Annotated in this window: 15 protein-coding genes and 1 pseudogene; 10 read left to right on the top strand and 6 right to left on the bottom strand. The window is 39.7% G+C overall.

The window, feature by feature from the left end; all coding sequences use genetic code 11:
* Nucleotides 1-45 precede the first annotated feature (45 nt).
* From AC2D3N_RS16140 to AC2D3N_RS16150, 3 genes are all read left to right on the top strand, one after another.
* Entirely contained in the window at nucleotides 46-1,089 is a 1,044-nt protein-coding gene (locus tag AC2D3N_RS16140) for a polyamine ABC transporter substrate-binding protein (RefSeq protein ID WP_079678355.1), read from the top strand.
* Between the two features lie 124 nt (nucleotides 1,090-1,213).
* Complete coding sequence (locus tag AC2D3N_RS16145) at nucleotides 1,214-2,125, top strand: ABC transporter permease (RefSeq protein ID WP_079678299.1); 912 nt, start codon at nucleotides 1,214-1,216, stop codon at nucleotides 2,123-2,125.
* A gap of 23 nt (nucleotides 2,126-2,148) precedes the next feature.
* A complete protein-coding gene (locus tag AC2D3N_RS16150) occupies nucleotides 2,149-2,991 on the top strand; it encodes an ABC transporter permease (protein WP_079678298.1) in 843 nt (280 codons plus the stop codon).
* A 152-nt stretch (nucleotides 2,992-3,143) separates the two neighbouring features.
* Here the strand turns inward: AC2D3N_RS16150 and AC2D3N_RS16155 are convergent, their stop codons facing one another.
* The 3 genes from AC2D3N_RS16155 to metH form a co-directional block, all read right to left on the bottom strand.
* Nucleotides 3,144-3,587, bottom strand: a complete 444-nt coding sequence (locus tag AC2D3N_RS16155) for a DUF2442 domain-containing protein (protein ID WP_484691485.1) — start codon at nucleotides 3,585-3,587, stop codon at nucleotides 3,144-3,146.
* A 132-nt stretch (nucleotides 3,588-3,719) separates the two neighbouring features.
* The gene (locus AC2D3N_RS16160) at nucleotides 3,720-3,992 is read right to left on the bottom strand and encodes a DUF4160 domain-containing protein (protein WP_079678296.1); all 273 of its coding nucleotides are present in this window, start codon (nucleotides 3,990-3,992) and stop codon (nucleotides 3,720-3,722) included.
* 249 nt (nucleotides 3,993-4,241) lie between these two features.
* Nucleotides 4,242-7,760 (bottom strand): methionine synthase, encoded by a 3,519-nt coding sequence (gene metH, locus AC2D3N_RS16165; RefSeq protein WP_484691486.1) that lies wholly within the window; start codon nucleotides 7,758-7,760, stop codon nucleotides 4,242-4,244.
* 279 nt (nucleotides 7,761-8,039) lie between these two features.
* Here metH and AC2D3N_RS16170 point away from each other — a divergent pair, with 279 nt between their 5' ends.
* Together AC2D3N_RS16170 and AC2D3N_RS16175 are read left to right on the top strand one after the other, a co-directional pair.
* Nucleotides 8,040-8,285: a DUF4160 domain-containing protein gene (locus AC2D3N_RS16170; RefSeq protein ID WP_079678294.1), complete on the top strand. Its 246-nt coding sequence runs from the start codon at nucleotides 8,040-8,042 to the stop codon at nucleotides 8,283-8,285.
* A complete protein-coding gene (locus tag AC2D3N_RS16175; RefSeq protein ID WP_484691487.1) occupies nucleotides 8,278-8,646 on the top strand; it encodes a DUF2442 domain-containing protein in 369 nt (122 codons plus the stop codon). Before AC2D3N_RS16170 ends, AC2D3N_RS16175 begins: the two co-directional genes overlap by 8 nt.
* On the opposite strand, the gene AC2D3N_RS16180 is transcribed toward AC2D3N_RS16175, so the two are convergent.
* The gene (locus AC2D3N_RS16180) at nucleotides 8,631-9,302 is read right to left on the bottom strand and encodes a Uma2 family endonuclease (RefSeq protein ID WP_484691488.1); all 672 of its coding nucleotides are present in this window, start codon (nucleotides 9,300-9,302) and stop codon (nucleotides 8,631-8,633) included. The genes AC2D3N_RS16175 and AC2D3N_RS16180 overlap by 16 nt on opposite strands.
* A gap of 227 nt (nucleotides 9,303-9,529) precedes the next feature.
* Between AC2D3N_RS16180 and AC2D3N_RS16185 the strand changes: the two genes are divergently transcribed.
* The 3 genes and pseudogenes from AC2D3N_RS16185 to AC2D3N_RS16195 all read left to right on the top strand — a co-directional run bounded on the left by AC2D3N_RS16185 (nucleotide 9,530) and on the right by AC2D3N_RS16195 (nucleotide 10,725).
* A complete protein-coding gene (locus tag AC2D3N_RS16185) occupies nucleotides 9,530-9,889 on the top strand; it encodes a hypothetical protein (protein WP_484691489.1) in 360 nt (119 codons plus the stop codon).
* A gap of 50 nt (nucleotides 9,890-9,939) precedes the next feature.
* Nucleotides 9,940-10,080 (top strand): annotated as a pseudogene (locus AC2D3N_RS16190) (DNA methyltransferase); the annotation flags it as partial.
* A gap of 135 nt (nucleotides 10,081-10,215) precedes the next feature.
* Nucleotides 10,216-10,725: a restriction endonuclease gene (locus tag AC2D3N_RS16195; RefSeq protein ID WP_484691490.1), complete on the top strand. Its 510-nt coding sequence runs from the start codon at nucleotides 10,216-10,218 to the stop codon at nucleotides 10,723-10,725.
* Between the two features lie 81 nt (nucleotides 10,726-10,806).
* Here the strand turns inward: AC2D3N_RS16195 and AC2D3N_RS16200 are convergent, their stop codons facing one another.
* A complete protein-coding gene (locus tag AC2D3N_RS16200; RefSeq protein ID WP_484691491.1) occupies nucleotides 10,807-11,664 on the bottom strand; it encodes a fasciclin domain-containing protein in 858 nt (285 codons plus the stop codon).
* A 179-nt stretch (nucleotides 11,665-11,843) separates the two neighbouring features.
* On the opposite strand from AC2D3N_RS16200, the gene AC2D3N_RS16205 reads away from it, so the two are divergent.
* A complete protein-coding gene (locus AC2D3N_RS16205) occupies nucleotides 11,844-12,020 on the top strand; it encodes a hypothetical protein (protein ID WP_200816735.1) in 177 nt (58 codons plus the stop codon).
* 100 nt (nucleotides 12,021-12,120) lie between these two features.
* Nucleotides 12,121-13,734: a peptidoglycan-binding domain-containing protein gene (locus AC2D3N_RS16210; RefSeq protein WP_484691492.1), complete on the top strand. Its 1,614-nt coding sequence runs from the start codon at nucleotides 12,121-12,123 to the stop codon at nucleotides 13,732-13,734.
* Between the two features lie 22 nt (nucleotides 13,735-13,756).
* On the opposite strand, the gene AC2D3N_RS16215 is transcribed toward AC2D3N_RS16210, so the two are convergent.
* Nucleotides 13,757-14,284 carry a Fur family transcriptional regulator gene (locus AC2D3N_RS16215; protein ID WP_079678353.1) on the bottom strand — a complete coding sequence of 176 codons (528 nt, stop codon included), beginning with the start codon at nucleotides 14,282-14,284 and terminating at the stop codon, nucleotides 13,757-13,759.
* Nucleotides 14,285-14,433: the final 149 nt, after the last annotated feature.

The raw sequence follows: 14,433 nt of genomic DNA on the forward strand, positions 1-14,433 counted from the left end.
GTGGCTCAAACACGACGTCAGTTTTTGCAAACTTCCGTTACTGCGATGGTAGCATCATCCCTGTCAAGCTGTGGTTGGACATTAGCTGAGGTCAAAACCACCCCAAACACTCAGATTTCCTCCGATACCCTGTACATTTACACTTGGTCTGGCTACACGGATCAGGATTTGTTAGATCATTTTCGAGAGGAAACGGGGTTAAAAGTTGTGGCCGATGTCTTCGATTCTAATGAAGCCATGTTAGCCCGACTCCAAGCCGGAGGAGCAAGTGCCTATAGTGTCATCTATCCTTCGGGATATATGGTAGAAAAAATGATCGAAATAGGTCTGTTGGCTGAACTCGATCACTCTTTATTAGTGGGATTAGAGGATTTATTTCCGCAATTTCAAAACCCGATTTATGATCCCGGTGGTCTTCATAGTGTTCCAATTAGTTGGGGAACAACCGGGTTAATTTTTAATCCCAATAAATTAGAAACTCCTCCGAAAGATTGGAGTTATCTCTGGGAATATAAAGATAAATTGTCAAAGCGAATCACGTTACTCAATGATGTGCGGGAAGTCATGGGAGCCTCATTAAGAATGTTAGGCTATTCCTATAATTCTACTGACCCCAATCAAATTCGACAAGCCTATGAAAAATTAGTAGAATTACGGCCAACGATCGCTTCTTTTACCACAGATTCTTGGCGACCTCAAATGATTGTAGGGGACTTGTCAATGGCGATGTGTTATTCCTCCGATGCGGCAGAAATTAGGGAAGAAAATGAAGATTTAAGATATATTACTCCCTATAGTGGATCATCTTTATGGATTGATACAATGGTCATTCCTAAAAGTGCTCCCAACCCCGAAGGTGCCTATAAATGGATTGATTTTATGTTGCGACCTGATGTAGCCGCAACCTTAGTGAAACGATTGAAATTTGCCACTCCTTCGAGATTAGCCTATGAGAAACTGCCGGATGTTTTGAGAAATGATCCGACTTTATTTCCTCCAGAATCAATCCTGGCTCGCAGTGAAATGATTCATGATTTAGGTAAAGCCAATGAAATTTATGAACGGTATTGGACACAGTTAACCAGTTAATTGTTAACTGCTAACCCTTAACCAATCTATAGCAATTGTTAAGGTAATTAGAATATTCAACCCGGGTCAAACTCTCAGAAAAAAATGATTTTTTCCCCATTCGTAATTCGTAATTCCCTGATCTATGACTATTTCACCAAAAACTCCAACGACTTCTTCTCCACCTGCAATCAAAAAAGGCTGGCGACAACTCGGTTCTCAACTCCTTGGCCCCTTAGCACTCTTGGGGCCGTCGGGTCTATGGTTATTACTATTATTAATCCTGCCAACTTTATTGATTTTTCAACTAAGTTTAGTTAAGGATATTCGTCCTGGAGATTTGGTAATTCCCAATGGCATTGATAATTATTTAAGGGTATTTGAACCGATTAATTTATTGGTGATTTGGCGATCGCTCTTTTATGCTTTTGGCACGACCACAATTTGTTTACTCTTAGGATTTCCCGTCGCCTATTGGATTGCTCAATTAGCCCCAAAACAGTGGAGAAACATCATATTATTAGCCTTTGTTCTGCCCCTGTGGACATCTTCTTTATTAAGAACCTACGCTTGGATTACCATATTAAGACCAACCGGAGTATTAAATTCTGTCTTAGGATTAATTGGATTACCCGCCTTAGAACTATTAAATCGAACTCCGGCGGTTTTAATTGGTATGGCCTATAGTTATTTACCCTATATGGTCACGGTTTTATACGCCTCTTTAGAAAAATTAGATCGGCGATTATTAGAAGCCTCCGCCGACCTAGGGGCGCGACCTGTAGAAACATTTTGGAAAGTCACCGTCCCCCAAACCTTACCCGGAATTGCCGCTGGATCTCTGCTGGTTTTTATTAGTTCAATGGGGGATTTTGTCGATCCAGAACTATTAGGAGGAGCCTCCAGTATGACGGTTTCTCGATTAATTTATAACCAATTTTTAGGCTCAACTCAAAATTGGGGCTTTGGTTCAGCCTTGAGTATGGTATTAATTTTGGGGGTGAGTATTGCGATCGCACTTTTAATTAAATATGGAGATGCTAAACCGTCTCGTTAATTAAAATAAATTAGGAAAAATTTATGCAAGAAATCCAACAACAACCCGAGGAGATCCTTGATATGGCTACTAAACCAAAGTTTAGAATTTCTTGGCAGGTAGTTTTTGTCGGTTTGATGTTTTTCTATATGTACTTGCCAATTTTTGTCTTAACATTTTTTAGTTTTAACAAATCTCGGTATAGTGCGGGATGGGAAGGATTTACCTTACAATGGTATGTTAAATTATTCCAAGATGCCAGAATTTTAACCGCTTTAAAAAATAGTTTAACCGTAGGATTTTTTGCCGTAGGAATTGCCGCGATTATTGGCACATTAATGGCTGTAGGATTAGCCCGTTATCACTTCCCCGGAAAAGGATTATATCAAGGAGCGTCCTATTTACCCTTAATTATTCCTGATATCGCCATGGCGGTGGCAACCCTAGTATTTTTAGCCGCCGTTGCCATTCCCCTCAGTTTATGGACAATTGTATCCGCCCATGTTGTCTTTTGTTTAGCCTACGTTGCTTTAGTGGTTTCTACCCGTTTAGCCGATTTAGACCCCCATTTAGAAGAAGCCGCCTTAGATTTAGGAGCAACTCCCATAGAGGCTTTTATTCAAGTCTTATTACCCCAATTAATGCCCGGTATTATATCCGGTTGTTTACTAGCTTTTGTATTAAGTATGGATGATTTTTTAATCGCCAGTTTCACCGCCGGAAGTGGGGCAAATACCTTACCCATGGAAATCTTTAGTCGAATTAGAACTGGCGTCAAACCCGATATTAATGCTTTGAGCGTCATCCTAATTTTAGCCTCTGGATTCCTTGCCTTATTTGGCGAATATTTACGCATTCAAGGAGAAGGAAAACGCCTAAAAAACTAAACCCGTAGTAAGCCCTTCAGGGCTTAATCTTTAGAAATTATTGTTTTAAGCACTGGAATTTGGGAGTTTTTATGATATCAGATTTTGAAAAAATGACCAAGGCTGAACTCAGAGCTTATGCTTTTAGTTTTCATACTAACTGTTCCATAAAATTAAACGGTAACTTTCTTAGGTCTACCTCCTTTTTTGCCATTTTTTCGAGCGGCTTCAGATTTAGCTTTTGAGGTAGCTTGACCTCCTTTTCTTCCAAGTTCAGCCATCCAAGATTTTGTGCCAAAAATTCCCATAACTAATTCAGGAATTCCAAAATCTACATCTAAACTATCCCAATGAATACTTTCACCCGATGCTGGCATCCAAACATCGGCTAATTGTTCGGGTGTTGCATCCGCTAAACCTTGCGCGAGTCGAGGCGGAAAACTAAAAATACTACCATTTTTTAAGTGAATTACAATTAAATCTTGATCTTGATTATATTTTACAGAAATGGCTCTAGGTTCGGTTGCTTCTGCTTCTTGCCAAGCTTGTTTAGCTTTAGCAATTTCTTCTAAGAGGTTTTCTTCTGTTAATTCTTTTTCCCAATTTTTATTGCTCATATTTTTAACCTTGCTTACAATTAAATTTTACTTCTAAATTAGCGGACAATCTATCTTTATTTTTTGGATTCAAGGTTCATGAATCACAAACCTTGAATCGGATTTAACCATTTAATTTGGTTTTCTCATGTTTTATCTCCCATGAATTTCTTGCCATTTCTCTAAAAATATTTCCTGATTTTTAGCCACTATTTTTAAAGCAGCAATTATATCTTTATTTGTCATATTAGTATTGCCTTGTACTAAATGAGGTCGTTTTTCTGATGTTCCTATATTGATTTTAGCTTTCATAATATTAGCCTCATTCTTTTTTCCCTTATATACATGAACGTGAGCAGGTTGATGATCGTTAGTATAGATATAGAAATATAAATTACTATTCTGGTCAGAGAAAATTTTGGGCATAAAATCCGAATTACGAGTTATACATTAAATAAAATAATCAATATTAAACAATTAAAATGAATTTTTTGCCCAAAAACAACTTCAGCCGAAAAACTGGACAATCTGATTTTTGGTTGTTATCACCAGTATAACCTAACCGTTAGGTTCTGTCAACCTATGATCAAAATTAGCCCTTATCCAGAAGGAATTAAGGGCTGTGAAACAGGAACTATTTCCCCCCTAAATCAAAGTCAAGGAGGATAAAAAACGTTAAAGATTGAAGTATTTAGAAACAGGATGATAGGTAATAAACGCCGTTGTAGACTGTTCTGGATAAATTTGTTCACTTTCATCCATATACATATTAATTCGGTCAGTTTGTAACAGTTCCACCTGCTTATATTGGTCTTGAATATTCGGACAAGCCGGATATCCAAAACTATAACGAGAACCCCGATGACGCTGGGCTAAAACATCACGGACATTATCCGGTTCTTCATTTCCAAATCCTAACTCCCGACGAATTTTTGCATGAGTCCATTCGGCTAACGCTTCGGCCGTTTGCACCGCCATTCCATGGAAATACAAATAATTCTTATAGTCATTATCAGCAAACAATTTTTGAGCGTATTCCGTAGCAATTTCTCCAACAGTTACCGCCTGCATCGGGAAAACATCAATTTTGCCACTTTCTTTAGGGGCAAAAAAGTCCGCAATACACAAACGTTTTCGTGATTTTTGTCGAGGAAAGTCAAATCGGGCTAACTGTTTTTGATGATTTTCAGGATCAAAAATTAAGAGGGAATTGCCCTCCGATTGACAGGGGAAATATCCATAAATCACCGTAGGATGTAATAAATTTTCTGCCAAAATTTTGGTTTTCCATTCGTCTAAAACCGGATAAACCTTTTCAGCTAAGAATTGACTATATTCTTCCTTTGATTGTTCTCTGGGTTTGCGGAATTGCCATTGACCTACAACTAATGCTTGTACGTCTAAATACCACCAAATATCCTCTATAGGAATATCTTGCGGTTGTAAAATTTTCGTTCCCCAAAAGGGAGGTGTGGGACGCTCAATATTAACATCAACGGCTTCAGAACGTCGGGTATCAATAACTATTTCTTCGGGATTTTCTAAATCATTTTTAACCGTTTCTGACTTGACTTTAATTTTCTTGGCTTCCGCATATTCCCCTAAAAATCCTTGGGAATCATCCCATTTTCCTGCTGTTTTTGCAGGCATTAACTTATCCATAAAATTCAAGTCAGAAAAGGCATCTTTCCCATAAATAACTTGACCTTGATAGGTATTTTGACAATCTTCATAGACAAATTTTGGGGTTAAAGCCGCCCCACCTAAAATCACCGGAACTTTAATTCCCTCTTGGTTGAATACCTCCAAATTTTCTTTCATAAACGCGGTAGATTTAACTAATAATCCACTCATGGCAATACAGTCCGCGCCATGTTCTTTGTAAGCATTGATGATATTTTCTACGGGTTGTTTAATCCCTAAATTAATCACCCGATAGCCATTATTGGATAAAATAATATCAACTAAGTTTTTACCAATATCATGCACATCCCCTTTAACCGTGGCAATGATAAAGGTTCCTTTGCCATTATTCCCCGTTTCTGACTTCTCCATATAGGGTTCTAAATAGGCAACGGCGGCTTTCATGGTTTGGGCAGATTGCAACACAAAAGGTAGCTGCATTTGCCCAGACCCAAACAATTCTCCCACCACTTTCATCCCATCCAAGAGAATATTATTAATAATTTCTAGGGGTGGATATTGTTTTAAACCTACGGCTAAAGCATCATCTAATCCAATCCGTTCTCCGTCAATAATATGACGTTTTAAACGTTCTTCTACAGGGAGGTTAATATCTCCAGACCGATCTCGTTTTGTAGTTTTACCCTGAAATAAATTAGTCAGTTCTCCCAGGGGGTCATAGGTACAAACATCCCCATCAAATCCCCGTTGATCATAAATTAATTTTCGACAAACCTCTTGATGTTCGGGGTCAATTTTTGCTAGGGGTAAAATCTTATTCGCACTGACAATAGCCGCATCTAACCCCACTTGCATGGCTTCATGCAGGAACACCGAATTTAACACTTGTCGCGCCACGGGATTTAAACCGAAAGAAATATTAGAAACCCCTAAAACAATATGACATCCGGGCAATTCTTGACGAATTTGACGAATAGAATCTATCGTGGCTTTGCCATTATTTCGGTCTTCTTCAATACCTGTAGAAATCGGTAATGCCAAGGGGTCAAAAAAGATTTCATAAGCAGGAATACCATAATTAATAGCCGCATTATAAGCCCGTTTCGCAATTTCAAATTTCTTTTCGGCGGTTCTGGCCATTCCCTCCTCATCGATGGTTCCTACCACAATAGCAGCACCATATTTTTTAGCAATTTCTAAGACTTTATAAAAGCGTTCTTCCCCGTCTTCGTAGTTAGTAGAATTGAGTAAACATTTCCCCCCGGAAACCTTTAACCCCGCTTCCATTTTTTGCCATTCCGTCGAGTCTAACATCAAGGGTAAATTAACATTAGTAACAACACGAGAGACTAATTCTTTCATGTCTCGCACGCCATCTCGCCCGACATAATCGACGTTAACATCTAAAATTTGCGCCCCTTCTTTGATCTGGGATTTTGCTAAGGAAACTAACCCATCCCAGTCCTCGGCATTGAGTAAATCCCGGCATTTTTTAGACCCACTGGCGTTCAGACGTTCTCCAATAATTAAAAAGGAGTTTTCCTGTTCATAACTTTGGGGACTATAAATTGAAGCCGCCGAGGGAATAAATTGGGGTTCCCGTTGCCTTGGTTTCAGGGTTTGAGAAATTTCAGCTAGGGCTTGAATATGCTCATAACGGGTTCCACAACAGCCGCCAATCACCTGAACGCCTAAATCTTCAACGAAGTGCATTAACGCCATTTTGAGTTCCAGTGGCGTGAGTTTATAATGGGCTTTTCCCCCCACATTTTCCGGTAAACCCGCATTAGGAATACAGGAAACAATAAAGGGGGAATGTTCCGATAGATAACGAATATGTTCCTTCATTAAATCGGGGCCAGTGGCACAATTTAAACCTAAAATATCAATTTTATAGGGTTCTAAAATGGTTAATGCCGCGCTCATTTCTGACCCAACTAACATAGTTCCAAAGGCTTCCATCGTCACGGAAACCATAATCGGGCGACGTTCACCTTTTTTAGTAAAAACGTCTTCAATGCCGTTTAATGCAGCTTTAATTTGCAGCACATCTTGGCAAGTTTCAACGATAAATAAATCTACCCCCCCATCAAATAATCCTTCCGCTTGTTCTGCAAAAGCATGATGTAAGGTATCAAAATCAATATGTCCGAGGGTAGGAAGTTTAGTTCCCGGCCCAATTGACCCGGCAACAAATCGAGGTTTTTCGGGTGTAGAATATTGGGCAGTTAAACGTTTTGCTAATTCGGCGGCGGTTTTGTTTAAATCATAAGCTTTATCAGCCAAATCATATTCAGCTAAAACAATAGAAGTAGCGCCAAAGGTATCGGTTTCAATAACATCTGCACCCGCTTCTAAAAAGCCGCGATGAACGTTAGCAACGGCTTCAGGTTTTGTATAAACTAAATATTCATTACACCCCTCATAATCTTTTCCGCCAAAATCATCCGCCGTCAGATTTTGGGTTTGTAGGTTGGTTCCCATTCCCCCATCAAACACGATAACGGGACGTTCAGGACTGTGGAGGCGGTCTAAAAATGCGCTTTTCATAGGATGTTAATTATAGGGAGCAAGGGTTATTTTACAATTTTACACGAAATTTTCACATCAGCAGGAGTTGTGTGCAGAAACTGGGTTTCTAGTAAAAAGTAGAAGTTTGACCTTGATATATTTAAGAAGAAACCAGGTTTTCAAGTTTTATGATAAAATCAGATCAGATTTAGAAGCCTTTCAAGAAGCAAAATTAGAATATCAACAAAACCAAGGAGTTTCCTGGGAAGATTTAAAATATCAGTCTTCTAATCCTAGCAAATTTTAGTTGTATTGCCCATGCCAACGGTTCACCGAGAAGATGGTTTTAATGTTATTATTTATCCTAATGATCATTTGCCTTCCCACGTTCATGTTATTAAGGGAGGAGGGCAAGTGATTATTAAACTAGGCAGTGAAACAGAACCTCCTTCTTTATCTCAAGTTTATGGTGATATTAGTAATAAAGAGGTTGTAAAAGCCTTAAAAATTGTTGCAACTCATCAGTTAAAATTAATTACGGCTTGGAGAACAATTCATGGATAATCTAATTTTTGATCAGCAAACTTTAGAGGAAGAAATTAAGAATGCACGACAAGCAGCGTTGATTGCTAATACCTTTGAACCGAGGGCAGAATCTGCTTATTATGATTGGCAAATCGGAAAAATTACTATTGATTTAAAATATGGTGTTTCTTTTAGTTTTCCCCCAGAAATTGCTCAGGGGTTAGCAGATGCTTCTCCTGAAGATTTAGCAGAAGTTGAAGTTACTCCCTCCGGTGCAGGATTGCATTGGGAAAAACTTGATGCAGATTTAAGTATTCCGGCTTTATTGATCGGAATTTATGGAAATGAAGCCTGGATGAATCAGCTTAAAAACAAACAAAACTATTACAAAAATTGTTGATTTTCGTGAGTTGCTAACCCAGTTTGTAATGTAGCAATAACTTCTAACATATTCCCATTTAAAAGGGCTGAAACTGACAACCATAACCCCGGAAAAACTCGACTATGAATAATTTCTTTTGCATCAGGAGTTAGAGAAATATATTCCCCATCCTGCAAGAAAAACCAATCAAAACGTCCTTCCATCACTTGCCAAACGAGATATTCTTTTACCCCATTCCGACGATAAACTCGCTTTTTGTCTCGTAAATCAATTGACGCGCTACTAGCCGCAATTTCCGCCACAAGTTCAGGTGCACCTTCAATATAACCGTCATCGCTAAGGCGACTTTGACCTCCACCATTTGGATCAATTAATAATACTGCATCGGGTTGAGGTTCGTTATCGAGATCGAGTCTTACTGTCGGGTTATCCCCTAAACGTACCCCTGGTGTCGCTATTTTATAATTCCAAAGCCAGCCAATTAAATTAGCATGGGGTTCGGCGTGGGGTTGAAAGCGTAGGGGTGATGCCATATAAACAATTCCTTCGATCAGTTCAGCTTTTTTAATATAAGGCATTGATTGATAACGCCGCTCAAATTCCGCGCGAGAAAGCAGATCTCCATTTTCTAGGAGTGGAATGAGTCGGGGAGGTTGATTTGTTGAAGCACTCATGGCTTTTCTATTGTTTTTGGATTGGATTGCCTCTCATATTCTAGCTTATTTTATTCTTGTGGCTATGTTTATAATGTTAAAGCCTGATTTAACCAAAAAGACACCAAGACACAAAGAAGTTTTAAACACTCAGATAAAATATGATATTCTTGGTTTGGATGGTTTCAATTGAGCATCAATAGAAAGTTTATCGCAAAAAATAATTAAAAATCAATGGATCAAAAAACATGGTTAATCAATTATTCTATGGTGATAATTTAGAAGTTCTGCGGAAATATATTAAGGATGAATCTGTAGATTTATGTTATATCGATCCGCCGTTTAATTCTAAACGTAACTATAATCAAATTTATAATAATTTAGGCAAAGAAGATCAAGCCCAAGCTCAAGCTTTTATTGATACTTGGACTTGGGATGATCAGGCTAATCAAGGTTTAGAGGATATTTTTAGCAATTATCAAGGTCATTTTACCCAACAAAGTATTGATTTAATTGCCGGATTAACAAAAGTTCTAGGAAAGGGTAGCCTTTTGGCTTATTTAGTTAGTATAACTTTGAGAATTGTAGAAATCTATAACGTTTTTTAGATGAATTAAAAGGTAAACCCATTCAAAGTTTATGGGACGATATTGCACCGATTTCTTCTCAGGATAGAGAACGTTTAGGCTATCCCACTCAAAAACCTGAAGCATTATTAGAAAGAATTATTCAAGCTAGTAGTAATCAAGGTGATGTTGTTTTAGATGCTTATTGTGGATGTGGGACAACCGTTGCAGTTTCCCAAAAATTAGAGCGTCAATGGATAGGAATTGATATTACCTATCAAAGTATTAGTTTAATTTTAAAACGGTTAGAAGATGCTTTTGGCAAAGGAGTATTAGAACAAATTCAACTCAATGGTATTCCGAAAGACATGAAATCTGCGATCGCCCTAGCCAATAAAAAAGATGATCGCACCCGCAAAGAATTTGAAAAATGGGCGGTTTTAACTTATAGTAATAATCGGGCTATTATTAATCCCAAAAAAGGCGCGGATAAAGGAATTGATGGTATTGCCTATTTTAGAAGTGAACAGGATGAACCGGAAAAAATTATCCTACAAGTAAAATCCGGTAATATTAAATCGGGAGATATTCGGGATTTACAAGGAACATTAACCCTAGAAAAAGCAGCAATGGGAATTTTTATTACTTTAAAAGAACCCACAAAAGAGATGATTAAAACCGCCAAATCCGCCGGAATTTATCAAAATAAATATATGAGTCAAAGCTCTGATATTATCTCTATTGTGACGATTCAAGAAATAATTGAAGATCAAAAAAGGTTATCAATTCCGTTAGGATATGAAGTCTTAAAATCCGCCGAAAAACAAAAAGAAGTCAAAGCAACTCAGTTAAAATTAGATATTGATTTTAATTACTAAAAAACCCGGTAACTTCTGCGAAACCGGGCTTTCAGATAATCTGAAAATAGATTAATCTTGAATTATATAAATCCTGAAATCCTATTGAGGGGAAGTAGTAGGAGATGTTGCTTCAGGAGATGTGGTCGTAGGAGATGTCGCTTCAGGAGATGTGGTCGTAGGAGATGTCGCTTCAGGAGATGTGGTCGTAGGAGATGCGACATTAGGAGGAAGAATGACGACCTTAATAACGTGAATAACGCCGTTGTTGGCATTAATATCAGGTTGAATTACTTCGGCTCCATTAACTTTAACTTTGCCTTCAGCTACTTCTAAATCTACAGGGTCTCCTTCAACCGTAGCAGTTTCACCGGGCTTAATTTCAGCCGAGGCGATTTTATTGGGTAAAACATGATATTGGAGAATTTTAGCCAATTTTTCTTTATTTTCAGGCTTCATTAATTCTTCTAAAGTTCCCGCAGGTAAAGCGGCAAATGCTTCATCGGTTGGGGCAAAAACGGTGTAAGCACCTGGAGCAGAGAGGGTTTCAGTCAAACCAGCAGCTTCAACTGCTTTAGTAAAGGTACTGAAAGAGGGGTTAGCCGCAGCAATTTGAACAATACTTTCCGACTCGTTGGAAACTAAATTAGCCGTGGTATCAGTCTTTTCCGAAGCAACGGCTGGAGTCGTGGTAGCAGTGCTGGCGGTTGTACCTGTGGCGGGAGAGGGAGAAGCAGTGCTGGCTGTGGTTTCAGGGGGTGTTGTAGCGGCCTGTTCAGTGGCGGGTTGTCCAGGAGCGGTATTATTGGCGCTGGGTTGACCACAAGCACCGAGGGCGGCTACACTGCTAACGGTTGCTAAAAGAATCAGGAATTTTTTGGTCATTTGGGCTGTATGGTTCATAGTCAGGCGATTTTGTTTGTAAACGGGTACACAAATTGCTGATGTAATTCTAGGCATAGTAACATATCTTCACAAAAATACAAGCTTTGCGGGTAAGAATTCTTCAGATTGATTAAGAAACGTATCTAAACCTAAAGCTTAATTGCAATTGCGACTCAAACCCACAGACTTTATGGCTCCAGGTGATAGGTTAAACCCATTCAAAACTATGGCGTTAATCCAACTTCCCCTAGCTTATGAACCCCAAACACTCACAACGCGATCCCCTTGAGTCCGCCGTAACCGCAGCATTAGGCGCGGGTGTAGCGACTTCTTTTGCTGTCAGTCAAGGTCAAAGTCCTTGGGTGGCTTTAGGAATTACGGCCTTTGCGGTGATTGTGGCCTTAATTTGCGATCGCGCAGGTTGGATTTAAGTCTCACTTTTAAAGCTGATCTACAATAGGGGAAACCAACCTTTCAAGACCCAATTTCTGGAAAGGTCTGAGTTAATAGATAATATTTCCCCCAAAAACAATGATTGAGTCCTATGCGTTTTTAGCCTTAGCTCTAACTCATGAAGATCAGGCTTCTGATCAATTCTCAGGATTAAATGAGGTTAACTGGGAAAAACTTTCGAGTCAAACCTACCGCTACTTTCTCGCTTTAGCTGTGGCCTTTTCGGTGTTAGCGGTCGCCCAAACCGCCCAAGCTTTGGTCATGTCTGGAGATTCTGGAACCCAAGTCCGGCAAATTCAACAACGCTTACAAGAATTGGGCTATTTTAATGCCAATGCTACAGGGAATTTTGGGGGTCTGACCAAAGATGCGGTGATTCGGTTTCAACGAGATGCGGGTTTATCCGCCGATGGGATTGTTGGCCCTAAAACCCTGGCTGCTTTGGGCTTAGGAGTCATTATCAGCCCCCCCCTTGATACTGGCAATACTGGCAATACTGGCTATAATCGAAATTTAATTGGCTTGGGACGAGGAGATAGTGGCCCTGGGGTTTCGGATTTACAGAGGCGCTTACAAACCTTGGGTTATTTCAACCAAACACCCACAGGCAACTTTGGGAGCGTCACAGAAAATGCGGTGATTCGACTCCAACAGGACTATAATATTCCGGCAACGGGTTTAGTCACCGAAGCTACCCTCGCCGTACTTAATAACGGCCTTAATTCCGGTCGGGATGTTGTTTTCACAGGTACAACTTTACGAGAAGGCAATCGCGGGCCAGAGGTGATCGTATTACAAGAAAAACTACAAGCCTTGGGCTTTTATGATGGTGTGGTTACGGGCTATTTTGATACCGCCACAGCCATTGCCGTTCAACAATTCCAACAATCCCAGGGCATTCCAGCCACTGGAGTCGCCACATCTACAACTTTAGGAACTTTAAGTGGGGCTTATATTCCTGGAGTTACTTCTACCCCTCAATTTGATAGGATTCTGACAATAGGGTGTCGAGGTTCTGCGGTGAAGCTATTGCAAGCACAACTCCGAACCTTGGGATATTATACCGGAATTGTAGATGGGGTGTTTGGTCAGTCTACTCAAAGGGCTGTGATTAACTTCCAACGGGCTAATGGAATTACAGACACAGGAGAAGTCGGGCCAACCACGGCTTTTTATCTTGTTAATGCCACCACAACCACACGGAGCCTGCAACCCAGACCCATCCCCATTGTCCAAAATCAGACTATTCCCATCACTAATTCCCTATCCACAATTTCTTTAGGAGATACAGGCCCAGAAGTTAGAAAAATTCAACGGCGTTTGCGGGAATTAAACTATTATAATGGCCCGATCAATGGTTTTTTTGATACCGCCACTCAAGATGCCTTAATTCGGTTTCAAGAATCTAGGGGAGTTACGGTGACTGGGATAGCCGGCCCCACCACTCAAAACTCCTTATTTAATCTACAATCGTTGGCGCGACCCTCAACCCGGATTACCGCAGTTGTCGCCACAACTCCTCCTGTTTATGGGACAACTAATGTCCAACAGTTGCAGCAGCGATTAAGAATCCAAGGACTGTATAACGGCCCGATTAATGGAGTTTACGATGGTTTAACCCAACAAGCGGTTGCACAGGCCAGAGCATTCTATGGCCCTAATGCGGATACCGTTTTATTTGGTAGCCTTTAATTCAGTTATCAGTTATCAGTAATTAGTAATCAATTTCATCCATTTCAGAAGACCCATCAGCGATCGCCTTTGAACACGACCAATTTGTAGAAATCAAAGACGGCCAACCCATGCGTAAAGCCTCATGACAAATCGTATGAATAGTTAATTGACAATCCAATAAATGAAACCCCGATTTCTCCGCCTGCTTCATGCTGGTTTTAGAAATAGAATCATTTTTAAACTCAAGGGTTTTATTGCACTGAACACAAACTAAATGATGATGGTGATGGGGATAGGGTTGATTAATTTCATAGTGTTTATGACCTTCAGCCAATTCCAATTCCCGCAAAATTCCCATCCGCGCCATTAACTTTAACGTGCGATAAATCGTCGATAAACTAATTGCTTCCCCTCGGCTTTTGAGTAAAGTATACAAATCCTCCGCACTCAGATGATTTCCTTTCGGTAAATTCTGAAAGACCTGTAAAATCGTTTCCCGTTGGGGGGTTAACCGCCAACCCTTATCATTAAGTTCAGATTTAAAAGAGACTGTCGTATATAAACCCATACGCTCAATTGTTTTCAATAAAGCTTGCATACTGACAATCATACACAAAAAATTTCCTGATTATCAAAAAAAACAGTTATTGCAACTAAAACCCCCCGATAACTACGGTTAGCGGGGGGTATAAAAACTCAATCTATAAACGATTAGGG

The organism is Planktothrix sp. PLAVEN19ND (genome assembly GCF_057220675.1).